Here is a 24738-nt window from a genome sequence, read left to right as displayed (position 1 = left end):
GCGGGCAGAGCGGGCAGCGCCGGCGATGTGGTCCGGCGGCCTCCCGGGGCCGGCGGTTACGGTGTCGGGCGTGTCCGAATTCGCGCTGGGGCTGGCCGCGCTCGGCCGTCCCGCCTACATCAACCTCGGCCGTGAGCACGCGTTGCCCGAACACCGGGACGTGGACGCCATGCGCGCGCAGTGCCACGCCGTCCTGGACGCCGCCTACGCGGCCGGTGTTCGGCGGGTGGACGCGGCCCGTTCCTACGGGCGGGCGGAGGAGTTCCTGGGGCAGTGGCTGGCCGCGCGCGGCCACCGGGACGTCCGGGTGTCCAGCAAGTGGGGTTACGCGTACGTCGCGGACTGGCGGCGGGACGTGGAGACGCATGAGGTGAAGGAGCACTCGCTTGACCGGTTCACCCGGCAGTGGCGGGAGACGCAGGAGCTGCTCGGCGCACACGTCGGCCTGTACAACGTGCACTCGCTGACGCCCGACAGCCCGCTGTTCGGCGATCCGGAGCTGCTTCTCGCCCTGGGCGCGCTGCGGGACTCGGGCGTCCGGCTCGGGTTCTCCACATCCGGCCCGGACCAGGCGGGCACGGTGCGGCGGGCGCTGGAATTGGAGGTGGAGGGGCGGCGGCTGTTCGAGAGCGTCCAGTCCACCTGGAACGTGCTGGAGACGTCGGTGGGCCCGGAGCTGGCGTCCGCCAAGGAGTCAGGGGCGGAGGTGTTCGTCAAGGAGGGCCTGGCCAACGGCAGGCTGGCCGTCGACCCGCCACCACGTGTGCGCGAGCTGGCCGCCAAACACGGCGTGGGGCCGGACGCGATCGCGCTGGCGGCCGTGTGCGCCCAACCGTGGGCGGACGTGGTCCTGTCCGGGGCGGCGAGCCCGGACCAGCTGCACGCCAACCTGAAGGCCCAGGACGTCCACCTGGAGCCGGACGAGTTGGACGAGTTGGCGGAGTGCGCCGAGCCGGCCGGGCAGTACTGGGCTACTCGGTCGTCCCTCCCTTGGGAATGAGCCGGATCCGGCCCGAGTCGAGGTCGACCGGCCCGCGCGGCGGCGCGGCGGATTCCTCGTCGTCGCCCAGCATCAGCGTCACCTCGCGTTGCCGCAGCTCGATGTGCTTGCTCCCGGAGAACAGCGTGGTGAACTCGTCGAACGCGGCCGCGGAGACCACCGGCGGGGTGCCCCTGCGCCGCCGGATCGCCCGCCAGACCCGCTCACCAGCCGCCAGCACGACGAGGAGCACGGCCAGGCCGGGGATCGACATCGCGAACATCATGCCCATCTGAACCACTCCAGGATCAGGGCCCGACCGTCCGGCACGACAGGCCACTCCGGGTCTTCCGCCTTTGCCCGCACCTCCTCCAGATCCATCCAGCCGCCCCAGGCCACTTCCTCCGGCTGGTGGGTGAACGGTCCGTCGCTGCGCACGTCGTAAACGTGCGCCACGTACCGGATAGTTCCGTCCACGAAAGGTGTCCTGAACCGGAACTCCGGCGCCGCCGAGACCCCCAGCTCCTCGGCCAGCTCACGCTCCGCGCACTCGTCGGCCGTCTCATCCGCCGCCATCACCCCACCGCACGTCGGGTCGTACAGACCGGGGTAGACGTCCTTGGTGTCGGTGCGCCGGTGCACGTACAACCGCGTCCCGTCGAGAGAGCGCACGACGATCACCGCGCACGCGTGCCACAGCCCTTCCGCACGCATCCGGGCGCGAGTCGCCGTGCCGATGGGGGTGCCGTCCGGGTCGACCACTGCTACGAGTTCCACCCCAAGATCCTCCCTGGGTACTACCGGCGAGTGCTACCTCGGGCCGACGCCCGCCGACGGCCCGGCTTCCTACCGTCGTGTCGTTCGCGTCACGAGGAGGAGTTGTGCCCACATCCCTGCGGCTCGCGGTCGCCGAGTTCCGCAACCGGCCCGGTCGCGCCGTGCTGCCCGGTGTCGCCCTGGTCGTCGGCGTCGCCTGCCTGCTGGCCGCCCTCATGCTCAGTGACGCGATGGTCCGCGCCACCAACGAAGGCGCGCCCGTCGTGCCCGCCGGCGTCGACTTGGTCGTGCGTCCCGACTTCCGCTCGGGCGTGTCGCTCGATCAGGGGACCGCCGATCGGGTCGCGCAGGCCGCCGGGGTCGAGCGGGTTCACCCGGTGCGCGAGGTTCGAGTCGACCTGCTGATCGACGGCGGCCGGGCGAACGACCGCCGGACCACCGCCGACGTCGAAACGGATCGGGACGGCCTGCGCCGGGTGCCGATCCTGGAGGGCCGTTCACCGGGCGCGGACGGCGAGGTCGCGGTCGACCGGGTCACCGCCTACGAGCACGGCCTCAAGCCCGGCGCCTCGATCAAGATCGCCGACGCGGCGGGCAAACCGCTGGACGTGGTGGTCCGGGGCATCACCAAACGCGGCTCGGTCGCCGAGGAACCGCGGCTCGTGGTCGGGGAGGAGCTGGCCGCCAAGCTCGACGGCACGCCCCGGTTCGAGGCGCTGCACGTGGTCGGCGGGGACCGGGACGCCGTCGCACAGGCCGTCGGCCAGGGCTTCCGGGTGGACACCAGGGCGGGGGTGGCCGCGGAGCCGCCGAACAACGACCTCGCGGCCGTGCTGCTGCCGTTCAGCATCCTGGCGCTGGCCACGTCGGTGTTCGTGGCCTCGGCCACCTACCGCGCCGTCTACACGCAACGCCAGCGGCACACGGCGCTTCTGCGCTGTCTGGGCGCCCATCGCGGTCCACTCGTTTGGGCGAACCTCCTCGAAGCGCTGCTCACCGGCGCGGTCGCCGGCGCGGTGGGCGCGGTGCTCGGCGGGTCGGTGGCGTGGCTGCTGGCCAGGCTGTTCGACACCACCGGCCTGTCGGCGCTGCTCGGCGCGGTGGAGCTGAGCCCGTCGCTGCTGCCCACGACCGGTCAGCTGGTGATCGGCGTCGTCACCGCCGCCACGCTCAGCTCGTTCGCCGCCGTCCGGCCCGCCCTCGCCGCCGCACGCATCTCACCGCTGGCGGCGCTGCGGACGTCCGAAGGCCAGACTCCGGACCAGTCCGTGGTCCGGAGGCGGCGCAGGTTCGGCATCGGCGTGGTGGCCGTCGCCGCGGTGATGGCCGGGCTGGCGGTGATCACCGGCCCGTCGATGGCGGCGATCTTCCTCGTCCTGTTCTCCGGCATCACCGCCGTGTTCGGCCTGTTCGGCGTGCTCGGACCGGTGGTCGTGCCCGCGCTCGGCCGGATCTTCGGCTCGGTCGCGAGCCGCTTCGGCGGCGCGCAGTGGAAACTGGCCGCAGCCGAGGTGCGGCGGGTGCCGCAGCGGTCCGCGTCCGTGGCGATGCCGCTGCTCCTGGCCGCCGCGATGGTCACGTTCTTCGCCGTCACGGTCGGTTCGGCCCAGCGCATGGAGGACGAGTTCAGCAACGAGCCGCAGCCGGACGCCGTGGTGGCGGATTCCGGCGGGCGCGCGCTCGGCGGCGCGGTCGGCGCGGCGGCCAACCGGCCCGAAGCGGCGAACACCGTCGTCGTGCACGGGCTGGAGGTGGAGCAGAAGGACGCGGACGGCTTCACGTTCCCGACCCAGGTCGTCGGCGCCGACCCCGACCTCATGCGCGAGTGGCTGACCAGCCAGAACGTGGACGCAGCCGGGTTCGTGCCGGGCGCCGTGCTGCTGGACGAGTGGTACGCGAAGCGGTTCGGGGCTCAGGTCGGCCGGCCGTTCACCGTCGAGGGCCTGCCCGGCGGACCGCGCACGGCCACGGTCGCCGGCACGTTCACCGGCTCCCTGCTCGACGAGGCGGACGTGGTGCTGCCCGACCCGGACCTGGCCCCGGCGTCGAAGGTGCTGGTCAAGTTCCGGCCGGGCGCGGACGCGGCGGCGTACCAGGAGGGCGTGCGGACGTCCCTGACCGGAGCGCCGACCGTTCTGGTGAAGACCAGGGCCGAAGCGACCGCGCAGAACCAGCGGTACCTCGACCTGGGAATCATGATGCTCATGGTGCTGCTGGGACTGTCCGTCGCGGTCGCGGTGACCGGCATCGGGACCGCGTTGACGATCTCCGTGCAGGAGCGCCGCAAGGAGCTGGCACTGCGGCGCGCGCTCGGCGTCACGAAGGGTGGCCTCCAGGGCGGCGTGGTGGCCGAAGCGGTGCTGTTGGCGCTGGTAGGAGTGCTGGGCGGCGGTGTTTTCGGGCTGGTCTACGCGGAGCTGACGCTGGTCGCGGTCGGCGTGTTCGCGTGGCCCACCGCCGCGGTGCTCCCGCTGCTTGTCGGCGGCGCCGGAGTGGTCGTGCTGGCGGTGGTCGCGGCATTCGGACCGGCCCGCGGCGCGTCCCGCATCCGGCCCGCCGCGGGACTGGCGGCCGGCTGAAACGTGACCCGGGTACGGGCGGTCTGTCGGTGGTTGGTCGTAGGCTGCGTGTATGCGGCGGATCATGGGAACCGAAGTGGAGTACGGCATCTCGGTGCCGGGTGACGCGACGGCGAACCCGGTGCTCACCTCGACACAGGTGGTGCTGGCCTACGCGGCCGCCGCCGACATACCGCGGGCACGCCGGGCACGCTGGGACTACGAGGTCGAATCGCCGCTGCGCGACGCGCGCGGCTTCGACCTCGGCACGCCCGGCGGCCACTCCAACGACAACGACGTCGAGGACCTGGGCGCGGCCAACGTCATCCTCACCAACGGCGCGCGCCTCTACGTCGACCACGCGCACCCCGAGTACTCCGCGCCCGAGGTCACCAACGCGCGTGACGCGGTGATCTGGGACAAGGCGGGGGAGCGGGTGATGGAGGAGGCCGCGATGCGCGCGGCCACCGTCCCCGGCCAGCCCCGCCTCCAGCTGTACAAGAACAACGTGGACGGCAAGGGCGCCAGCTACGGCACCCACGAGAACTACCTGATGCAGCGCAGCACGCCGTTCACCGCGGTGATCGCCGGGCTCACCCCGTTCTTCGTGTCCCGCCAGGTCATCGTCGGCTCCGGCCGGGTCGGCATCGGCGCGGCGGGCGAGGAGGCCGGCTACCAGCTGTCCCAGCGCTCGGACTACATCGAGGTCGAGGTCGGCCTGGAGACCACGCTCAAGCGCGGCATCATCAACACCCGCGACGAGCCGCACGCCGACGCGGACAAGTACCGCCGGCTGCACGTCATCATCGGCGACGCGAACCTCGCCGAGTACTCGACCTACATCAAGTGCGGCTCCACGTCGCTGGTGCTCGACATGATCGAGGCCGGCCGCCGGTTCGACGACCTGCGGTTGCAGGACCCGGTCCGCGCGGTGCACCAGATCAGCCACGACCCGACGCTCAAGGCGAAGGTCGAGCTGACCGGTGGGCGCAAGTTCACCGGTTTGGACCTCCAGTTCGCCTACTACGAGCGCGCCTCCGCGTTCGTGGAGCAGGAGGGCTACGGCGACCGTGACGTGCTCCGCGTGTGGGGCGAGGTGCTGGACGCGCTGGCCCGTGACCCGCAGGAGTGCGCCGACCGGCTCGACTGGGTGGCCAAGCTGCGGCTGCTGGAGGGCTACCGCGCCCGGGACGGCCTGGCCTGGGGCTCGCCCCGACTGTCGCTGGTCGACCTCCAGTACTCCGACGTGCGGCTCGACAAGGGCCTGTACAACCGGCTGGTGGCCCGCGGCTCGATGAAACGCCTGGTCAACGAGGAGGAGGTGCGTGCGGCCGTCCTCTCGCCCCCCGAGGACACGCGCGCCTACTTCCGCGGTCGGTGCCTGGAGCGCTACCCCACGTCCGTGGCGGCGGCCTCGTGGGATTCGGTGATCTTCGACCTCGGCCGCGAATCACTCGTTCGGATTCCCACCCTGGAGCCGCTGCGCGGGACGAAAGCGCACGTCGGAGCCCTGTTGGAGGCCTCGGACACGGCTGAGGAACTGGTCGAGGCGCTGACCAGGGGCTGATCATCCGACCCGAGTGGCAGGCACACAATGTCGGACCTGGTAGGTAGTGTTTGAGTCGCAGGACCCGAAGACCGGGAGGTCGACATGGCCCAGGAACAGGTTCAGCGCCAAGGCGGCGGTGACGGCGACGAGAACGGCGACGGCGCGGCGGCGGCCGGCCAGGAGCGCCGGGAGAAGATCGGCGAGGACGTCGACGCGATCCTCGACGAGATCGACGACGTGCTGGAGGAGAACGCCGAGGACTTCGTCCGCGCGTACGTGCAAAAGGGCGGCGAGTAGTAAGCCACCGGCGGGACAGGAGAAGAACGCACACATGGACCACAGCTCGACCGGGCACTACCCGGCCGCGTCGCTGCCCCCGGCCTACCTCAGGCCGGGGTCGTCGTCGTTCACCGATTTCCTTCGCGCGCAGGCCCCCGAACTGCTGCCGTCAGGCCGCAAGCTGCCCGAGGGCAGCACAGTGCAGGCCCCGCACGGCACCACCATCGTCGCGCTCACGTTCAAGGGCGGCGTGGTGATCGCGGGCGACCGGCGCGCCACGATGGGCAACGTGATCGCCCAGCGCGACATGAAGAAGGTGTTCATCACCGACGACTACTCGGCGGTGGGCATCGCGGGCACGGCGGGCATCGCGGTCGAGATCGTCCGGCTCTACGCGGTCGAGCTTCGGCACTACGAGAAGATCGAGGGCGTCTCGCTGTCCCTGGACGGCAAGGCGAACCGGCTCTCCGCGATGATCAAGGGCAACCTGGACGCCGCGCTGGCGGGCCTCGCCGTGGTGCCGCTGTTCGCCGGTTTCGACATCGACGCGGCCGACCCGGAGCGCGCGGGCCGCATCGTGTCCTACGACGTGACCGGCGGGCGTTACGAGGATTCGCAGGGCTACCAGGCCGTCGGCTCCGGCTCGCTGTTCGCGAAGTCGGCGCTGAAGAAGCTCTACAACCCCGACGCGGACGCGGAACTGGCCACCAGGACCGCGATCGAGGCGCTGTACGACGCCGCCGACGACGACTCGGGCACCGGCGGACCGGACGTGATCCGCAAGATCTACCCGGTCGTCGTGACGATCACCGCCGACGGCGCCGCGCACCTGTCCGACGAGCGGACCGCGACCCTGGCCGAGTCGGTCGTCGAGGGCCGCCGGATCAAGCCGGCGGGCTGAGCACCGTGTCGACCCCCATCCCCACCCGCATCCGCCGAGCCCGGGAGCCGCAGCAGTGACGATGCCGTTGTACGCCTCACCCGAGCAGATCCTCCGCGATCGCGCGGAGTACGCCCGGAAGGGCATCGCCCGCGGCCGGAGCGTCGTCGTGCTCCGGTACGCCGACGGCGTGCTGTTCGTGGCGGAGAACCCGTCCGCCACGCTGCACAAGGTCTCCGAGATCTACGACCGGATCGCGTTCGCCGCGGTCGGCCGGTACAGCGAGTTCGAGAACCTGCGGCAGGCGGGCATCCGGTTCGCCGACATCCGCGGGTACCAGAACGACCCGCGCGACGTCACCGGTCGGTCCTTGGCGAACGTGTACGCCCAGACGCTGGGCTCGATCTTCGCCGAGCAGATCAAACCTCTCGAGGTGGAGATCTGCGTGGCCGAGGTCGGCGCCACGCCCGAGCAGGACACGCTGTACCGGTTGACCTACGACGGGTCGATCGTGGAGGAGCCGCAGTACGTCGTGATGGGCGGCCAGGCCGAGGCGACGGGCACCGCGTTGAAGGACGCGTACGCCGAGAACCTGCCCCTGGCCGACGCCGTGCGCGTCGCGGTGAAGGCTCTGAGCGCCGGCAGCACCACCACCGGCAACGGCAAGCCCGACCTCCTGGACCGCGGCAAGCTCGAAGTGGCGGTCCTGGAACACGACCGCCCGCGCCGCGCGTTCCGCCGCATCACGGGCGCCGCCTTGGCGTCCCTGCTCCCCGGTGACGAGCCCGCTCCCGCGGCGGCCGAAGCCGAGGAACCGGCGGCCCCGCCGGCCAAGGGCGGCCGGAAGAAGCCGGTGACGGACGTGAACCTGCCGCCGAACGACGACAAGGCGTAGGTCCCGCACCCGCACGACGCACTTGCACGACACGGAAGGCCCCCGGCGCTGAGCCGGGGGCCTTCGTCGTGTCCTACCGGGACCGGCGGCTCGCGGGATTCAGACGTGGGCCAGGGGTGAGGGAAGTTCGGCGAAGTCCTTGGTGCGGTCCAGGGCGGTGAGCACGGCGAGCAGGTCGGCCGGCGGGGTGGTGAGCCGTCGGGCGTCCAGGTCGAGCCAACCCGCGGTGGTCACGATGGTGGCGGCGGTCCGGTTGTCCGCCTTGACGATCCTGTTGTGCAGCCGGAACCGCGCGCCGTCCGACGCCAGCCCGGCCAGCCGCAGTTCCACCGTGAAGGCTTCGAGCAGGCGCAGTTCGGCGCGGTACCGGATGTCGTCGCCGTGCGAGATCGGGCCGATGCGGCGGGCGGCCAGCTCGGTGACGGGGAAGCCCGCCGAGGCGAAGAACTGCATCCGGTTGTCCTCGGCCGCGTCCAGGTACGCGGTGGTGCGCATGTGGCCGTTCGGGTCCACATCCGGCCAGCGCACGTGGGTGGTGCTGGTGAAGGGCATGCATCGAGTATGCCGACCGCACCCGCACCACCCGCACGCCCGTCAGGCGATCGCCTTGGCCAGCAACCGTCCCGTGCGTTCACGCACCGAAGGCGTGTCCAGACCACGCACCACCACGGTGGTCCGCCGCCGCAGCACGTCGTCCACCTCGGTCGCCCACTCGTACCGCTGCGCGTGCGCCACCTGCGCCCAGATGTCCGGCCCGTCGGGGTGCACGCGGTCGAGCAGCGACGGGTCGTCCAACGCCATCGCCAGCACCTCGTGGCTCACCGTGCCGTAATGCGTGGCCAAGTGGCTGAGCACGTCGTCCGGCAACGACGGCATCTCACGACCCAGCTGCGCGCTCACCCGTTCGGGCAGCGACGCGCCCGGCAACGCCGCCGGCACGCCGTCGAACGCGCGCGAAAGGTCGCGCCCCAGCGACTCTCCGACGCGTGCCAGCACCGACGCGCCGATCCGCCGGAACGTCGTCCACTTGCCGCCCGCCACGCTGATCATCCCGCCGGACCCGCTGGTGATCACGGTCTCGCGCTTGGCGTGGCTGGTGTCGCCCGATCCGCCCGGCAGAACCCGCAGCCCGGCGAACGTGTAAGCCAACCGCGACCGGTCCAGGGCTTCCGGGTTGATGCCGACCGAAGCCTCACCGAGGATCTGGTCGATGTCGGCCTGCGAGCACCGCACGTCGGCCGGATCGCCCTCGTACGCCTCGTCGGTCGTGCCCAGCAGCAGCTGCCCTTCCCACGGGATGGCGAACGACACCCGCACGTCGTCCAACGGGATGGTCATCGCCGCACGCCACGGCGTGTCCGTCTTCAGCACCAGGTGCGAGCCCTTGGACAGCCGGATGCTCGGCGAGGCCGACTCGTCCTCCATCCGCCGCAGCTTGTCCAGCCACGGCCCGGTCGCGTTGACCACGACCGACGCGTCCAACCCGAACGCCGACCCGTCCACGCGGTCACGCAGCTCCACACCCGTGACCTGCGAACCGCGCTTGCGCAGCCCCAGGACCTCGACGTGGTTCAGCAGCACCGCACCGGCCTCGGCCGCCGCACGCGCCGCCGTGATGGCCACGCGGGCGTCGTTCATCTGGTGGTCGTAGTAGAGAGCGGCCCCGCGCAGCCCTTCGGTGCGCAGGTGCGGCACGTACTCGACCGCCCGCCGTGCCGACAGCACCTTGCCCATGCCGTCGCCGAACCCGGACAGCGCCGAGTACAGCATCACGCCCGCGCCGAGGATCGGCCGCGAGTGCGGCCCGCCCCGGTACACGGGCACCAGGAACGGCAGCGGCCGGACCAGGTGCGGCGCCAGGCGGTCGCCCAATGCGCGCCGCTCGGCGTGGTTCTCCCGCACCATCGGCACCGCGCCCGGACCCATCGCCAGGTACCGCAGCCCGCCGTGCACGAGCTTGGACGACGCGCTGGACGTGGCGCCCGCGAAGTCGCCCGCCTCCACCAGCGCCACCCGCAGACCCGACCGCGCCGCCGCCCACGTGGTGGCGATGCCCAGCGCGCCGCCGCCGATCACGACCAGGTCGAAGGCCCCGTGTCCCAGCGCCTCGCGTGCTCTGTCCCGCTGTTCACTCATCGTTGTCGTCCTCGTCGATCCAGCCCACGGTCCGCTCGACCGCCTTCTTCCACTTGCGGTAGCCCTTGTCGCGGGCCTTGGCGTCCATCGTCGGCAGCCACTCGGCCGCCTTGTGCCAGTTCTCCCGCAACGACTCGGTGTCCGACCAGTAGCCGACCGCCAGCCCGGCCGCGTAGGCCGCGCCGAGGCACGTGGTCTCGGCGACGATCGGCCGCACCACCGGCACGTCCAGCACGTCCGACAGGAAGCCCATGAGCAGGTTGTTCGCCGTCATGCCGCCGTCGACCTTCAACGCGACGAGCTCCACGCCCGAGTCGGCGTTCATCGCGTCCACGACCTCGCGGGTCTGCCACGCGGTCGCCTCCAGCACGGCGCGGGCGATGTGGCCCTTGTCGATGTAGCCGGTGAGGCCCGCGATCACGCCGCGTGCGTCGGACCGCCAGTGCGGCGCGAACAGACCGGAGAACGCGGGCACGAAGTACGCGCCGCCGTTGTCCTCCACGGTGCGCGCCAACGTCTCGATCTCGGCGGCGCTGGAGATCAGGCCCATCTTGTCCCGGAACCACTGCACCAACGCGCCCGTCACCGCGATCGCGCCTTCCAGCGCGTACGCCGCCGGCTGGTCGCCGATCTTGTAGCCGACCGTGGTCAGCAGGCCGTTCTCCGAGACCACCGGCTTGTCACCGGTGTTGACCAGCAGGAAGCTGCCGGTGCCGTACGTGCACTTGCCCTCACCGGGCGCGTAGCAGGTCTGGCCGAACAATGCGGCCTGCTGGTCGCCGAGCGCGGACGCCACGGGGACGCCTTCCAGCGTGCCGGTCGCGGTGCCGTACACCTCGGCGGACGAGCGGATCTCCGGCAGCATCGCCCGGGGCACGCCGATCGCGTCGACCAGTTCGTCGTCCCAGTCCAGCGTCTCCAGGTTCATCAGCATGGTGCGGCTGGCGTTGGTGACGTCGGTGACGTGCCGTCCGGTGAGCTTCCAGATCAGCCAGGTGTCCATCGTGCCGAACAGGACCTCGCCCGCTTCGGCGCGTTGACGCAGGCCGTCGATGTGGTCGAGCAGCCAGCGGACCTTCGGGCCGGAGAAGTACGTCGCCAGCGGCAGGCCGCACTTCTCCCGGAACCGGTTCTGCTCGCCGAGTTCCTTCACCAGCTGGTCGGTGCGGGTGTCCTGCCACACGATCGCGTTGTGCACGGGCTTGCCGGTGGTCTTGTCCCAGACCAGCGTGGTCTCGCGCTGGTTGGTGATGCCGACGGCGGCGAGGTCGTGCACGGTCAGCGACGCCTTTTGCAGGGCGCCGTGCACGACGTCCAGCACGTTGGCCCAGATCTCCTCGGCGTCGTGCTCGACCCAGCCCGGCCTCGGGAAGATCTGCCGGTGCTCCTTCTGGGACACGGAGACGATCGCGCCGCCGTGGTCGAAGACGATGCAGCGTGAGGAGGTCGTGCCTTGGTCGATGGCAGCCACGAACGATTGGGCTGAGTAGGTGGTCACGGTGACGCTCCTCAGTAGACGGCGATGTCGACGAGCCCGGCCAATGCTCCGCCGATCAGGGGACCGACGACGGGGATCCAGGCGTATCCCCAATCCGATCCACCCTTTCCGGGGATCGGCAGGACGGCGTGCGCGATGCGGGGGCCGAGGTCGCGCGCGGGGTTGATGGCGTAGCCGGTGGGGCCGCCGAGGGACATGCCGATGCCGACGACCAGCAGGGCGACGATCAGCGCGCCGGTGCCGGAGGTCTCCAGTCCCTTGGTCTGGCCGGTCGCCAGGATGACGAACACCAGCACGAACGTGGCGATGGCTTCGGTGGTCAGGTTCTGGACGCGGTGGCGGACCTCGGGGCCGGTGGCGAAGATGCCGAGCACCTCACCGGTGTTGGCGCGGAACTGGCCGAGGTAGGCGAGGTAGCAGAGGACCGCGCCGGTGAACGCGCCGAGCAGCTGCGCGGTCACGTAGAGCGGGACGGTGCTCCAGTCGCTGTTGTGGATGGCGAGGCCCACCGTGACGGCCGGGTTGAGGTGCGCGCCGGACAGCGGTGCGACGGCGTAGGCGCCCGCGAGCACCGCGAAGCCCCAGCCGAACGTGATCACGACCCAGCCCGCGCCGTTCGACTTCGACTTGGCCAACACCACGCCCGCGACGACGCCGTTGCCGAGGAGCAACAGCAGTGCGGTGCCCAGGAACTCACCGATGAAGATCGACTGGTTGGTCATCCACGCGCCCTCTCTGGCCTGAATGCCGTTCGACAATGTCGTACGGCGCGCGTGAATCCTGTGCCGACGCTCACAAGATGTCAACCCTCCCGAAGCAGTCCTGTAACCGGTCGGGCTCTACCAGGGGATGGCGCCGAGTTCGCGCGAGATGGATCGCGCGGCCTCGCGGACGTAGGAGACGAGTTCGGTGCGGGGCAGCTTCTTCTCGTCGCACAGCCGCTCGACCGGCCCGGAGATGCCCACGGCGCCCACGGTCACCGTCCGGCGGTCCCGGATGGGGGCGGCCAGCGACACCTCGCCGTCCACCAGCTCTTCCACGTCGCTGGCCCAGCCACGCTGCCTGACCTGCTCCAACGTGTCGCTGAGGCGGTCGAGGTCGGTGATGGTGGCGGCGGTGTAGGCCTTGAGCGGCTCGTCGTCGGCGAAGCTGAGGCCGACCGGGTCGTCGGCGAGCAGGACCTTGCCCAGCGCGCTGGCGTGGGACGGGAGGAGAGCGCCGACTTCGAGGACTTGCCGCGAGTTGTCCGGGCGGAACACGTGGTGCACGACCAGGACTTGGTTCTCGTGCAGGGTGCCGATGCGGACGCTCTCCATGCTGCGCGAGGCGAGCGAGTCCGACCAGTTCAGCGCACGGGTGCGCAGTTCGTTGCCGTCGAGGTAGCTGCTGCCGATGTGGAACAGCGCGGCGCCGAGCTGGTACTTGCCCGTGTCCGGCGACTGTTCGACGAAGCCGACCAGCTGCAACGTCCGCAGGATGCCGTGGACGGTCGGTTTGGGCAGCTCAAGGGCCCGCGCCAACTCCGCGACCCCCATCTGCCGCGCACCACTGGCCAGCAGCCGCAACACCGCGGCTGCCCGTTCGATGGACTGGATGGGACCGGGCACACGATCACTCTAGCGCGGAACCGTTCGACCATGTCGAACTCGCCTGGTTGGCGGGGTGTCCCGGTCAGAGGTCGAGCGACCAGGTCTGCGCTTCCAGGTCGTCACGCCCGTAAAGGCGCTCCGGCGTGCTCTTGTCCAACGTGAACCCGACCTTCTCGTAGATGTGCCGTGACGCCGCCAGCCCGGACACAGTCCACAGCACCATCCGTCGGTACCCGACCCGGCGGGCGAAGCGGAGGCATTCGTCGACCAGGCGGCCGCCGATGCCGAGCCCCCGGGCGGCCGGCTCGACGAGGAGGAGGCGGAGTTGGGCGGTGTGGTCGTCCGCTCGGACGCAGAAGACCGAGCCGACCGGTTCGCCGTCGACCTCGGCGATCCACGCCGCTTCGTGGTCGGGCGAGTGGTTCTCGACGTACTCGCCCGCCACGCGGGCCACCAACGCCTCGAAGGTCTGGTCGAAGCCGTACTCCTCTGCGTACCGAATCCCGTGCCGGTTCACGACCCAGCCCAGGTCGCCGGGGCGCAACGGTCGCAGCAGGTACGACCGGGCCGCGCCGGTGAGCAGTCGTTCGATCTTGCGCATCGCCGCCACGAGTTCGGCGCGGTCGGAGATCGGCACGCGGTCCAGCAGCGCGCCGATCTCCGCGTCCGAACGGGCGTTCAGGTCGGTGAACACCGACTCGCCCCGCGCGGTCAGGGTGACGACGTGGCGGCGTGAGTCGCGGGCCGACGGGGTGCGGGTAACCAGGCCGGCACGCTCGAATGACGTCAAAATCCGGCTCAGGTACCCGGCGTCCAACGACAGCGCGGCGCGGAGGTCGGGCACCTCGCACGGCCCGGCGGACAGCTCGAACAGGACCCGCACCTCGGTCAACGAGTACGGCGACGCCAGGTAGCCCCGGTCGAGCACGCCGATCACGCCGGTGTAGAAGCGGTTGAACGCGCGGACGTCGGCGACCGTCATCGTTGACTCCCTCAACAGAAATGTTGACGGAGTCAACCTTAGTCCTGGGGGCGGTAGACCGCCAGGGCCGCCGGGCGCGAGCGGAACTCGAAGGTGGAGCCGGTGGGGCCGACCTCGCCGTCCGTCGCGATCGCCACCGCGCCGTCGAGCAGTCGGACGTCCAGCCACCGCGTCTCCAGGTGCCGGTACGTGCGGCTGCGGTCCAGGGCGCCGAGCAGGGCGCCGACGAAGAACCTCGCCCGGGAGAACCGGGTGTCGGCGCGGATGTACCGGACGTCCATGAGCCCCGCGTCCAACGCCGGCCGCATGGTCGGCGCGAAGCCCTTCGGCCGGTACGGACCGTTGCCGACGAACAGCATCCAGATCAACCGCGGCTCGCCGTTCAGCTCCACCCGCATCGGTCGGGAAGTGCGCAGCACCTTGGCCAGCGCGATGACCGCCGCCGGCCACTTGCCCCACCGGTCCTGCAGCTTCTCCCGGAGCCGGACCATGTCCGGATAACCGCCGAGACTCGCCGTGTTGACGAACCAGCGCGGCCCGGCTCCGTCCACCGACACGGCCGCCAGGTCCACCAGCACGCCCTCGCCGTCCGTCACCGCCCGCGCGGTGTCGTCCACGCCGTGCACGCCGACGTCCCGGGCGAAGTGGTTCAACGTCCCCGCCGGCACCAGCGCGAACGGCAGCCGGTGTGCCGCCGCCACCGCCGCGACCGCGCCCACCGAACCGTCACCGCCAGCCACGCCCAGTGCCTGCGGAGCGTAATCATCGATCAGCGTGTCGAGATCGTCGATTCCCACGATCGTGGCTTTCGGCCACTCCTCCGCCACGGCCTCGGCCGGATCGACCGCGCCCAGGCTCGTCGCGCCCAGGCCCGCGCTCCGGTTCACGACGACCACCAGGCCCTCGCCGTCCACCAGCGCCGCCAACGTCTGGTGCTCCCGTGCCGTCGCACGCTCCGTCCGCCCCAACGGCCACCAACGCCTGGTCAGCAGTCCTGCGCCGATCCCGATAGCGGCGCCGGCGGCCACGTCCGACGGCCAGTGCACGCCTGTGTGCACCCGCGAGTACGCGACCGCCGCCGCGACCGGAGCGACCGCCAACGCCAACGCGGGCGACTCCATCGCCAACGCCGTGGTGAACGCCGCCGCCGACGCCGCGTGCCCGGACGGGAACGACGACGACGTCGGGCGCCTGGTCAGCCGTCGCGGCACCGCCAGCAGGTCCGCGGCAGGCCTCCGGCGCGGGAGGAGCCGCTTCGCCACCAGGCTCGCGCTGAAACTCGCCCCGGCGATCGCCGCGACTCCGCGCAACGCCGCCCGCCTGCTCACACCCTTCCGCGCGGCCAACACGCCCGCGACGACTAGCCACAACACGCTGTGATTGGCGGCGCGTGACAACCTCTTCATTCCGTGATCGACAGGCGAGGGGCGCAGAGCGCCGGAACGCCTCATGAGAGCCAGGTCAAGGTGGTTCACTCGGCGAAGCACACCCGAACGTTATCCGCGAAAACGGTGAGACGCCCGATTGGATCACTGAGGAAAGTTCCGAATGCGCCTACTGTTGAGGGATGCAGCGGCGGATCTTCGGCATTGAGACTGAGTTCGGGGTGACCTGCACCTTCCACGGGCAGCGCAGGCTGTCCCCGGATGAGGTCGCGCGTTATCTGTTCCGCCGGGTCGTCTCGTGGGGACGCTCGTCGAACGTCTTCCTGCGCAACGGCTCTCGGCTCTACCTGGACGTGGGCTCGCACCCCGAGTACGCGACGGCGGAATGCGACGACCTCGCCCAGCTCGTGACGCATGACAAGGCTGGTGAGCGGATCCTCGAAGACCTGCTCGTCGACGCCGAGCGCAGGCTCGCCGACGAGGGCATCGGGGGAGACATCTTCCTGTTCAAGAACAACACCGACTCCGCGGGCAACTCGTACGGTTGCCACGAGAACTACCTGGTCGCGCGAGCGGGGGAGTTCTCCCGCATCGCCGACGTCCTGCTGCCGTTCCTGGTGACCAGGCAGCTCATCTGCGGCGCGGGCAAGGTGCTCCAGACGCCGCGCGGAGCGGTCTACTGCCTCTCGCAGCGGGCCGAGCACATCTGGGAGGGCGTGTCCAGCGCCACCACCCGGTCGCGGCCGATCATCAACACCCGCGACGAGCCGCACGCCGACGCCGAGCGCTACCGCAGGCTGCACGTCATCGTCGGCGACTCGAACATGTCCGAGGTGACCACGCTGCTCAAGGTGGGCAGCGCGAACCTGGTCCTGGAGATGATCGAGCAAGGCGTCCAGTTCCGCGATTTCAGCCTGGACAACCCGATCCGCGCGATCCGCGAGATCAGCCACGACCTGACCGGCCGCCGCACCGTCCGCCTCGCGGGCGGCAAGGAGGCCTCGGCGCTGGACATCCAGCGCGAGTACTACGAGCGCGCGGTGGAGCACGTGGCCAAGCGCGCGCCGGACCCGATGGCCGAGCGGGTGCTCGAACTGTGGGGCCGCACGCTGGACGCGGTCGAGGCCGAGGACCTGTCCAAGATCGACCGCGAGATCGACTGGGCCATCAAGTACCGGCTGATGGAGCGGTACCAGGCCAAGCACGGCATGGACCTGTCCAACCCGCGGATCGCCCAGCTCGACCTCGCCTACCACGACATCAGGCGCGGCCGGGGCATCTTCGACCTGCTCCAGCGCAAGGACCAGGTGGAACGGGTGACCGACGACGGCGAGATCGAGGCCGCCAAGGACACCCCGCCGCAGACGACGCGGGCCAAGCTGCGCGGTGACTTCATCGCCGCCGCGCAGGCCGCGGGCCGTGACTTCACGGTCGACTGGGTGCACCTGAAGTTGAACGACCAGGCGCAGCGCACCGTGCTGTGCAAGGACCCGTTCCGCGCGGTGGACGAGCGCGTGGAGCGGCTGATCAGCTCGCTGTAGCTCCTGAGAAGACCCCGGGCCGGGTGGTCCGGGGTCTTCTTCGGCCCGATTGACAAAACAGATTTTTACGTACAACATGATTTTTGCGATGAGAGACGTCCTGTACCTGGAGCAGATCGAGCAGGCCGAGGCACTGCTCAAGCCGCAGCGCATCGAGGTGCTGCGGCAGCTGGCCGAGCCGCGGTCGTGCACCGAGGTGGCGGCGGTGCTCGACCAGACCCCGCAGCGGGTCTACTACCACGTGAAACGCCTGGTCGAAGCCGGTCTGGTGACGCTGGTGAGCGAGCGCCGTGTGCGTGGCATCAACGAGGGCGTGTACCAGGCGAGCGCGCGCTCGTACTGGCTGTCGCCGAGGCTGGTCGGCCGGCTCGGGCTGCGCCGCGCGCAGGACGAGTTGAGCCTGGGATACCTGCTGGACCTCGTGGAGCAGGTCCAGGCGGACATCGCGGGCCTCGACCGGACCCGGCCGGAACTGCCGTCGCTCGGCGTGTCCGGCGAGATCCGGCTGCGGCCCGATCAGCGGCAGGAGTTCTTCGACGACCTGAAGACGACTTTGCAGGACTTGTTCGCCCGCTACGGCGGCGCGGAGGGCGACGCCTTCCGGCTGGCCGTGGCGTGCTACCCGATGGAGGAGGAGACCGATGAGTGAGACCGTGGTCCTTCGCGTCCGCACCACCGCGCCCGTCGAGCGGGTGCGGCAGGCGGTGACCGACGCGGGCGAGCTGGGCACGTGGCTGGCCGAGCACGCGGCCGTGGAGCTGCCCGACCGGTTCGAGTTCTGGGGCAGGTACACGCCCGAGGGCGACCAGCCGCACCAGACGTTGCGGCACGTCGACGACCGGTCGTTGCGGTTCGGTTGGAGGGTCGGCGGCGAGGACACGACCGTCGAGATCTCGTGGGCGGCCAAGGACGGCGACACGGTCGTGACGTTGTCCCAGAGCCACTTCGCGGGCTGGGAGGCGGCCGTCGCGGAGACCGGCGTGCTCGGCCACCTCTACACCTACTGGGCGTTGTCGCTGGCGAACCTGGTCGACCACGTCGAGGGCCGGCCGTTGACGCCGAAGGTCGACTTCAGCACCCCGGAGATGCGCACCGAGGTGGTGATCGCCGCGCCGGTCGACGCGGTGGCCCGGTCGCTGGTCGAGTCCGAGCAGCACTCGCGGTGGTTCGGCGCGAAGATCGACATCGAGCCGTGGGAGGGCGGTCGGGTCGCCATGGGCGGGTTCGACGCGAACCCGGAACCGGCGAAGGTGCTGGAGTTCGTGCCCGGTGAGCGGATGCGCGTCGACTGGGGCGGCATGGTGTCGACGTGGGAGCTGGCAGAGTCGGGCGGCGGCACCCGGCTGACGTTCGTGCAGAGCGGGTTCGACACCGGCCGGCCGCCGTACGGGGCGTGGGCGGGCTGGCTGTCGGGCGTGGCGGAACTGCGCCGCTACCACGAGCTGGCCGACTGGCGGCCGATCTGGCTCCAGCCGGACGTGCCGGGCCTGCCCGACGGGATGCTCACCAGCGGCTGAGGCGGATCAGCTTCAGCTCGACGGCGGTGCGGACGGCCGCGGTCCTGGTGTCCACGCCCAGCTTGTCGAAGATCCGCACCAGGTGGGTCTTCACCGTCGCCTCGCTGATGAACAGGGCCTTCGCGATCTCCCGGTTCGACAGGCCGCGGGCGAGGTGGTCGAGGATCTGCACCTCCCGCTTGGTGATCGCGGGCGCGGGCGTCCGGTGCAGCAGGCGGTGGGCGATCTCGGGTGAGAGCACGGTGCGACCGGCGGCGGCCTGCCGGACCGCGGCGGCCAGCTCGTCCGGCGGGCAGTCCTTCAGCAGGTAGCCGGTCGCACCCGCCTCGACCGCGCGCACCACGTCCGCGTCCGAGTCGTACGTGGTCAGCACGACGACCTGTGGCGGATCGGGCAGCGCGCGGATGCGCTTGGTGGCCTCGACGCCGTCGATGCCCGCGCCGAGACGCAGATCCATGAGCACCACGTCCGGGCTCCGGGTGGCGGCGTGGCGGACGGCGTCCTCCCCGGTGGCGGCCTCGCCGATCACGTCGAAGTCGCGGGCCAGCAGACCGGCCAGCCCGAACCGGACCACGGGGTGGTCGTCCACCACCAGCACCTTCAGGCGGGCGGGGATGTTCGCGGGGTTGTTCGCGGGACCGGTTGCGGGGATGTTCGCGGGGTCGGTCGCGGGGTCGTCCGTGGGGTGGTCGGTCATGGGGTGGGCACGCTCACGGCCAGCGCCGTGCCCTCACCAGGCGCGCTCTCCACCGTCATCGTGCCGCCCAACTCGGCGACCCTGTCGCGGATGGCGTCGAGGCCGTAGCCGCGTCCAGGCTCGGGGCGGATCAGGGCCGGGTCGAACCCGCGGCCGTCGTCCCGCACGTCGAGCGTCACGGCGTCACCCAGGTACGTCAGCGTGATGACCGCCGTGGTGGCCTCGGCGTGCTCGCGGACGTTCGCCAGCGCGCCCTGCGCGACCCTCAGCAACGCCACCTCCACCGGCACGGCCAGCGGGTACGGCTCGCCCTCCACCTCGACCCGGTCGCACAGCCCGCGCAACGCGTCGGTCAACGTGCGGCCTTCCAGCGGCGACAGGTCGCGCACGAAACGCCGCGCCTCGGCCAAGTTCTCCTTCGCCACCTCGCGCGCCCGTCCCGTGTCGCCCAGTTCCAACAGCAGCGTGATGCTGGACAGCCCTTGCGCCAAGGTGTCGTGGATTTCGCGGGCCAGGCGCTGCCGCTCCTCCAGCACGCCCGCCTGGTGCAGGAGTCGCCGACGGTCGAAGAACACGGCGGCGGTGATCATCGCGACCCCGACCGGACCGAGCACCAGGCTCGGCTCGAACTCCGCGGCCAGCCGCACCTGGGTCAGCACCACGGCAACCGTGAGCACGCCCGCCAGCGGCACGGCGACCCGTGGCCGCAACTGCCGCAGGCACTGGAAGAACAGCGGGATCGCGCACCAGCCGAAGCTCGGCGCGAGCCACACCAGCACCAGCCACAGGGCGAGCACGGCGGGCAGGGCCCTGGTCCAGCGCACGCCCAGCGGGTATGCCGCGCCCAGGACGACGGCCGTGCCCAGCACGGCGGGCGCGACGCCGTGGTACGCGACGTACCGCGCCGCCGACGCCGTCAACAGCACGTAGAAGCCCGCGTGCATCGCCCGGTGCAGCCACACGGGCCCGACCCTAGGCCAGGTTCCGGCGCGCCGGGTCAACCGATGGGTTGAACCGGGGTCAACCGGAACCACCAGGTCAAGCCGCCCGGACGTGACGAGTCTTGGACTCACACGACCGGATGAGGAGAGTGCGATGCGCAAGACCACGATCGCGGTGCTGGTGGCGTTGTCCGTGGCGGGTGCGGGTGGCTACGCGGTGGCCGACCAGCAGCACGGACGCAGCGAAGTCGCCGTGCGGACCACGACGGCGATCACGATCGACGCGGCCGTGCAGGCGGCTCAGGCGGCGTTGGACGCGGCTGAGAAGGAGGGCCAGCGGGTCACCGTGGCCGTGGTGGACCGGGGCGGGGACGTCGTCGTGCTGCTGCACGGTGACGGCGCGGGCCCGCAGTCCGAGGAGTCGGCGCGGCGGAAGGCGTTCACGTCGGTGTCGTTCAACGCGCCGACGTCCGAGCTGGCCGGGCGCGTGACCGGAGCCGGCGCGACGCTGCGGGACATCCCCGGCACGTTGTTCCTGGCCGGTGGCGTGCCGGTGGTGTCCAACGGCGCGCCCATCGCGGGCATCGGCGTCGGCGGCGCGCCCAGCGGTGACCTGGACGAGCGTTTCGCGCGGGCCGGGCTCGCCGCGATCGGTGGCTGAGCGGGGACGCGGTAGGAGCGGACGGTCGTTTCGCCGGAGGACGGGGACGGGTGGCGTGTCGGGCCACCCGGACCTCGGGGCGTGGGCGGCCCGTATGGCCGCCGAACGGCTTGTTTTCCCGGCCGCAATCAGCTGAATGGACCATTCATCCGCGTTCAGGGCGGGGATGGCGTTGCCGGACGTTCGTCCGGGGTTAGGGTTCCGGGGTGGCCATTGCACGCGCCGAACGGCTCGTCAACCTGGTGCTCTGCCTGCTGTCGACCCGGCAGTACCTGACCGCCGAGCGCATCCGCGCCATCGTCCCCGGCTATGCCGACGCCGCGACGGACGAGGCGTTCTTCCGCATGTTCGAACGCGACAAGACCGAGTTGCGCGATCTGGGCGTGCCGCTGGAGACCGGCCGCAGCGCGGGCTTCGACGCGATCGACGGCTACCGCATCGCCCGTCGGGACTACGAGCTCGGCGACATCGACCTGGAGCCGGACGAGGCCGCCGCGGTCGCCCTGGCGGCCCGCCTCTGGGACTCGCCGCAGTTCACCGGCGCCGCGCACGGCGCGCTGATCAAGCTGCGTGCGGCGGGTGTCGACGTCGACCAGGACGTGCACGTGCCGGTCGAGCCCAAGGTCCGCACCAGCGAACCGGCGTTCCCGCCGTTGCTCGCGGCGGTGCAGGAGGGGCGCGTGGTCGAGTTCGACTACCGCCGCCCGGTGCCCGCCGAGGTGGGCACCCGCACCGTCGAGCCGTGGGGTGTGGTCGCCTGGCGCGGCCGGTGGTACCTCGTCGGCCACGACCGCGACCGGAGCGCGGCCCGCTGCTTCCGGCTGTCCCGCATCGCCGGTGACGTCCGCGTGCTCGGCAAGGCCGGCGCGGTTCAACGCCCCGACCAGCTCGACCTGCTCTCGTTCGTGACGCGGACCCAGCCCGCCGCCGACCAGGTGGTGGCCACCGCCAAGCTGTGGGTGGCCGAGGGCCGGGCGCAGGGCGTGCGCCGGCGGGCCCGGATCGTCGGCGCGGAGCAGTTCGACGGCGAGCCCGGCGACCTGCTGGAGATCGACCTGAGGTTCCCCGACTCGGCCGCCACCTGGATCGCCGGGTTCGGCCCCGACGTGGTGGTGCTGGAGCCCGAGGTGCTGGCCAAGACGGTGCGGGAGAAGCTGCTGGGCGCGCTGCGCGGTGCGGGGGTGCGCGCGTGACCGCCGCCACCGACCGGCTGCCCCGGCTGCTCGCCCTCGTGCCGTACCTGCTGGCCCGGCCGGGCGTGCCGATCGACGAGGTCGCGGCCGACTTCGAGGTGTCGCCCAAGCAGATCCGGCGCGACCTCGAACTGCTGTGGATGTGCGGCCTGCCCGGCTACGGCCCGGGCGACCTGATCGACCTGTCGTTCGAGGGCGACACGGTCACCGTCACGTTCGACGCGGGCATGAGCCGCCCCCTCCGGCTGACCGCGGCCGAGGCGACATCGCTGCTGGTGGCGCTGCGTGCGCTGGCCGAGACGCCGGGTGTCGCGGACCAGGCCGCGGTGCAGCGGGCGGTGGCGAAGATCGAGGCCGCGGTCGGTCAGGCGCAGCCCGCCGGTGTGGCCGTCGGCCTGGCCATGCGGGAGGCGCCGGAGACGGCCCGCGTGCGTGACTCGGTGTCGGACGGCGTCCTGCGCGGTCGCGCCCTCCACCTGCGCTACTACACGCCGTCACGGGACGAGATCACCGACCGCGTGGTCGACCCGATGCGGATGCTCCTCGTCGAAGGCCGCGGCTACCTGGAGGCCTGGTGCCGCGCGGCGGACGGCGTCCGGCTGTTCCGGCTGGACCGGATCGACGCCGTGCGGGTGCTGGACGAGCCCGCGGCCCCGCCGCCGCACGCCACGCCCACCGATACGTCGGAGGGGCTGTTCCAGCCGGACCCGTCGCAGCGGACCGCCGTGCTGGTGCTCGAACCGGACGCGCGCTGGGTGGCCGAGTACTACCCGACGGACGGGCTGGTCGAGTTGCCCGAGGGCCGGGCCCGCGTGCTGATGCGCTACGCCGACACACCGTGGATGGTGCGGTTGCTGCTCGGCCTCGGCGGTGACGTGCACGTCGAGCAACCGCCAGACCTGGTGGCCGAGGTCGTCCGGCAGGCGGAAGCGGCGTTGCGCCGGGCGGATCACCTTCCGGCAACCTGAGCCAAGTACGGTGGTGCCGTGCCGTACTTGCCGATCCTGGTGCTGGTCCTGTTCGGGCTGGTCGTGCTGGTTGCGATCGCGGTCCGGGTCATCGGATCCTTGCGCCGCTTCCGCGCTGCCAGCACTCTGGTGGCCGACAGGGTCGGCGACGACGCGGGTCTGCTGCGAGCGCGGTTCGCCGCGCTCGGGGTGGCCTTCGCCGAACGGCGTCCGGACCAGGCCCGTGAGGGCAAGCCCCGCGTACCATCGGTGGACCGGGGGAGACAGGAGGACAACCGTGGGTAACCTCGGACCAACCGAACTGATCATCATCGCCGTGGTGATCATTCTCCTCTTCGGCGCGAAGAAGCTGCCCGACATGGCGCGCTCGATCGGCCGTTCCGCGAAGATCCTCAAGGCCGAGACCAAGGGTCTGCGCAGCGAGGACGACCCCCCGCAGTCGGCCCAGCCGGGCGCAACCACCGCGCAGCAGATGCCCGCGGCGCAGCAGTTGCCGCCCGCGCAGCCGCAGGTCGTCCAGCCGCCGGCGCAGCAGGCTCAGGCGCAGCCGGTGCAGCCGCAGGTGGCGCCGCCCATCGAGCAGTCGCAGCAGAACCTCCAGAACAAGCAGAACTCCAACTAGAGCCGCGTCAACGAGAGCCGAAGGACGGTCCGCACGGTGGGGGCAAGTCCGGTCCGGTGGTGGTCCCAGCGCCGGGAACGCCGCAAGGTCACGAGTCGTCGGGGCAACCCAGACGGCACCATGTCGTTGAAGGATCACCTCTACGACCTCCGGCGCCGCCTCGGCCTGGCGCTGCTGATCATCGCGGCGGGCGCGGTCTTCGGCTGGTTCTGGTGGAGTTGGCGGATCTTCGGCCTGCCGAACCTCGGCGACATCGTGATCGCCCCCTACTGCGGCATCCCGGTCGGCCAGCGGCTCACCCAGGGCGGCGAGGGCTGCCAGCTGCTCCAGACCCAGCCGTTCGAGATCTTCATGATCCGCCTGAAGGTCGGCGCGGGCGCGGGCATGGCCCTCACCGCGCCGCTGTGGCTCTACCAGGTGTGGCGGTTCATCGCGCCCGGCCTGTACGCCAAGGAACGCCGGTTCGCGGTCGTCTTCGTGGCCTGCGCGTCGGCGCTGTTCGTGACGGGTGCGGCGCTCGCGTTCTACGTCGTGCCGCAGGGCCTGTCCGTGCTGGTCAGCTTCGGTGACGAGAAGTTCATCACCGCGTTGACGGCGGGCGAGTACATCAGCTTCGTGCTGACGTTGCTGCTGATCTTCGGCGTGAGCTTCGAGCTGCCGCTGATCGTGGTGATGCTGAACCAGGTCGGCATCCTGACCTACGACAAGCTGCGGCGATGGCGTCGCGGCATCACGTTCGGCCTGGTCATCTTCGCCGCGGTCGCGACGCCGGGCACCGACCCGATCTCGATGGTCGCCCTGGCCATCGCGCTGGTGCTGCTGTTCGAGCTGGCCATCCAGATCGCCCGCGTGCACGACCGGCGGGTCGAGCGCAGGCGCAAGGCGGAGGGCTTGGCGGACCTGTCCGACGACGAGGCCGCGCCGTTCGAGTACACGCCGTCGGTCGCGGAGGAACCGGAGCCGCTGCCGGACCCGGTGCCCACGCCGGACCCGGTGACCGGGCCTCCCGACGACGGCCAACCGCCGCCCGGTCGCGTCCGCTACGACGACGCCACCTGATCGGCCTCACCTGATCGGGCGGCATCTTTGTA

General features: G+C 71.3%; 26 protein-coding genes. 15 read left to right on the top strand and 11 right to left on the bottom strand.

The features are described 5' to 3' along the window. Positions 1-25: 25 nt before the first annotated feature. On the top strand, positions 26-1000 hold the full coding sequence (locus F4560_RS18645) for an aldo/keto reductase (protein WP_184921694.1): 975 nt from the start codon (positions 26-28) through the stop codon (positions 998-1000). Here F4560_RS18645 and F4560_RS18640 read toward each other — a convergent pair. After that, positions 972-1271: a DUF6191 domain-containing protein gene (locus F4560_RS18640; RefSeq protein ID WP_184921692.1), complete on the bottom strand. Its 300-nt coding sequence runs from the start codon at positions 1269-1271 to the stop codon at positions 972-974. The two genes, F4560_RS18645 and F4560_RS18640, sit on opposite strands and share 29 nt — an antisense overlap. Continuing rightward, positions 1262-1756: an NUDIX hydrolase gene (locus F4560_RS18635; protein ID WP_184921690.1), complete on the bottom strand. Its 495-nt coding sequence runs from the start codon at positions 1754-1756 to the stop codon at positions 1262-1264. The genes F4560_RS18640 and F4560_RS18635 overlap by 10 nt, the downstream gene beginning before the upstream one ends. A 104-nt stretch (positions 1757-1860) precedes the next feature. On the opposite strand from F4560_RS18635, the gene F4560_RS18630 reads away from it, so the two are divergent. The 5 genes from F4560_RS18630 (at position 1861) to prcA (ending at position 7917) form a co-directional block, all read left to right on the top strand. Next, positions 1861-4335: an FtsX-like permease family protein gene (locus F4560_RS18630; protein ID WP_184921688.1), complete on the top strand. Its 2475-nt coding sequence runs from the start codon at positions 1861-1863 to the stop codon at positions 4333-4335. Between the two features lie 52 nt (positions 4336-4387). Continuing rightward, positions 4388-5881, top strand: a complete 1494-nt coding sequence (gene dop / locus F4560_RS18625; RefSeq protein ID WP_184921686.1) for a depupylase/deamidase Dop — start codon at positions 4388-4390, stop codon at positions 5879-5881. 84 nt (positions 5882-5965) lie between these two features. Beyond that, positions 5966-6160 (top strand): ubiquitin-like protein Pup, encoded by a 195-nt coding sequence (locus F4560_RS18620; RefSeq protein ID WP_184921684.1) that lies wholly within the window; start codon positions 5966-5968, stop codon positions 6158-6160. 34 nt (positions 6161-6194) lie between these two features. Next, entirely contained in the window at positions 6195-7043 is an 849-nt protein-coding gene (gene prcB, locus F4560_RS18615) for a proteasome subunit beta (protein ID WP_184921681.1), read from the top strand. 55 nt (positions 7044-7098) lie between these two features. Next, positions 7099-7917 carry a proteasome subunit alpha gene (gene prcA, locus F4560_RS18610; RefSeq protein WP_184921679.1) on the top strand — a complete coding sequence of 273 codons (819 nt, stop codon included), beginning with the start codon at positions 7099-7101 and terminating at the stop codon, positions 7915-7917. A gap of 99 nt (positions 7918-8016) precedes the next feature. Here the strand turns inward: prcA and F4560_RS18605 are convergent, their stop codons facing one another. From F4560_RS18605 to F4560_RS18575, 7 genes are all read right to left on the bottom strand, one after another. Beyond that, complete coding sequence (locus tag F4560_RS18605) at positions 8017-8469, bottom strand: acyl-CoA thioesterase (RefSeq protein WP_184921677.1); 453 nt, start codon at positions 8467-8469, stop codon at positions 8017-8019. 42 nt (positions 8470-8511) lie between these two features. Next, positions 8512-10053 carry a glycerol-3-phosphate dehydrogenase/oxidase gene (locus tag F4560_RS18600; RefSeq protein ID WP_184921675.1) on the bottom strand — a complete coding sequence of 514 codons (1542 nt, stop codon included), beginning with the start codon at positions 10051-10053 and terminating at the stop codon, positions 8512-8514. Next, on the bottom strand, positions 10046-11551 hold the full coding sequence (gene glpK, locus F4560_RS18595) for a glycerol kinase GlpK (protein ID WP_184921673.1): 1506 nt from the start codon (positions 11549-11551) through the stop codon (positions 10046-10048). Before glpK ends, F4560_RS18600 begins: the two co-directional genes overlap by 8 nt. A gap of 11 nt (positions 11552-11562) precedes the next feature. Beyond that, positions 11563-12273: an MIP/aquaporin family protein gene (locus tag F4560_RS18590; RefSeq protein WP_184921671.1), complete on the bottom strand. Its 711-nt coding sequence runs from the start codon at positions 12271-12273 to the stop codon at positions 11563-11565. A gap of 117 nt (positions 12274-12390) precedes the next feature. After that, entirely contained in the window at positions 12391-13158 is a 768-nt protein-coding gene (locus F4560_RS18585; protein WP_184921669.1) for an IclR family transcriptional regulator, read from the bottom strand. Between the two features lie 64 nt (positions 13159-13222). Further along, positions 13223-14122 (bottom strand): bifunctional helix-turn-helix transcriptional regulator/GNAT family N-acetyltransferase, encoded by a 900-nt coding sequence (locus F4560_RS18580; protein WP_184921667.1) that lies wholly within the window; start codon positions 14120-14122, stop codon positions 13223-13225. A 38-nt stretch (positions 14123-14160) separates the two neighbouring features. Further along, positions 14161-15573, bottom strand: coding sequence for a bifunctional phosphatase PAP2/diacylglycerol kinase family protein (locus F4560_RS18575; protein ID WP_184921665.1), 1413 nt, complete (start codon positions 15571-15573; stop codon positions 14161-14163). 116 nt (positions 15574-15689) lie between these two features. Here F4560_RS18575 and pafA point away from each other — a divergent pair, with 116 nt between their 5' ends. The 3 genes from pafA (at position 15690) to F4560_RS18560 (ending at position 18565) form a co-directional block, all read left to right on the top strand. Further along, the gene (gene pafA / locus F4560_RS18570; RefSeq protein WP_141982938.1) at positions 15690-17048 is read left to right on the top strand and encodes a Pup--protein ligase; all 1359 of its coding nucleotides are present in this window, start codon (positions 15690-15692) and stop codon (positions 17046-17048) included. Between the two features lie 88 nt (positions 17049-17136). After that, positions 17137-17697, top strand: coding sequence for an ArsR/SmtB family transcription factor (locus F4560_RS18565; protein WP_184921663.1), 561 nt, complete (start codon positions 17137-17139; stop codon positions 17695-17697). Beyond that, positions 17690-18565, top strand: a complete 876-nt coding sequence (locus tag F4560_RS18560) for an SRPBCC family protein (protein ID WP_184921660.1) — start codon at positions 17690-17692, stop codon at positions 18563-18565. Before F4560_RS18565 ends, F4560_RS18560 begins: the two co-directional genes overlap by 8 nt. Here the strand turns inward: F4560_RS18560 and F4560_RS18555 are convergent. Further along, on the bottom strand, positions 18552-19262 hold the full coding sequence (locus F4560_RS18555) for a response regulator (RefSeq protein WP_184921658.1): 711 nt from the start codon (positions 19260-19262) through the stop codon (positions 18552-18554). The two genes, F4560_RS18560 and F4560_RS18555, sit on opposite strands and share 14 nt — an antisense overlap. Beyond that, positions 19259-20224: a sensor histidine kinase gene (locus F4560_RS18550; protein WP_312869354.1), complete on the bottom strand. Its 966-nt coding sequence runs from the start codon at positions 20222-20224 to the stop codon at positions 19259-19261. Before F4560_RS18550 ends, F4560_RS18555 begins: the two co-directional genes overlap by 4 nt. 133 nt (positions 20225-20357) lie before the next feature. On the opposite strand from F4560_RS18550, the gene F4560_RS18545 reads away from it, so the two are divergent. From F4560_RS18545 to tatC, 6 genes are all read left to right on the top strand, one after another. Further along, complete coding sequence (locus tag F4560_RS18545) at positions 20358-20864, top strand: GlcG/HbpS family heme-binding protein (protein ID WP_184921655.1); 507 nt, start codon at positions 20358-20360, stop codon at positions 20862-20864. A gap of 206 nt (positions 20865-21070) precedes the next feature. Next, the gene (locus F4560_RS18540) at positions 21071-22057 is read left to right on the top strand and encodes a helix-turn-helix transcriptional regulator (protein WP_184921653.1); all 987 of its coding nucleotides are present in this window, start codon (positions 21071-21073) and stop codon (positions 22055-22057) included. Continuing rightward, complete coding sequence (locus F4560_RS18535; RefSeq protein WP_184921651.1) at positions 22054-23025, top strand: helix-turn-helix transcriptional regulator; 972 nt, start codon at positions 22054-22056, stop codon at positions 23023-23025. Before F4560_RS18540 ends, F4560_RS18535 begins: the two co-directional genes overlap by 4 nt. 18 nt (positions 23026-23043) lie before the next feature. Then, positions 23044-23310 carry a bacteriophage holin gene (locus F4560_RS18530; RefSeq protein ID WP_184921649.1) on the top strand — a complete coding sequence of 89 codons (267 nt, stop codon included), beginning with the start codon at positions 23044-23046 and terminating at the stop codon, positions 23308-23310. Continuing rightward, positions 23303-23647 carry a Sec-independent protein translocase subunit TatA gene (gene tatA, locus F4560_RS18525; protein WP_184921647.1) on the top strand — a complete coding sequence of 115 codons (345 nt, stop codon included), beginning with the start codon at positions 23303-23305 and terminating at the stop codon, positions 23645-23647. Before F4560_RS18530 ends, tatA begins: the two co-directional genes overlap by 8 nt. Positions 23648-23767: 120 nt before the next feature. Beyond that, entirely contained in the window at positions 23768-24706 is a 939-nt protein-coding gene (gene tatC / locus F4560_RS18520; protein WP_184929237.1) for a twin-arginine translocase subunit TatC, read from the top strand. Positions 24707-24738: the final 32 nt, after the last annotated feature.

The organism is Saccharothrix ecbatanensis (assembly GCF_014205015.1).
Lineage (GTDB): Bacteria > Actinomycetota > Actinomycetes > Mycobacteriales > Pseudonocardiaceae > Actinosynnema > Actinosynnema ecbatanense.
Note: the sequence above shows the minus strand (reverse complement) of the source record. Positions and strands in the feature narration are given on the sequence as shown.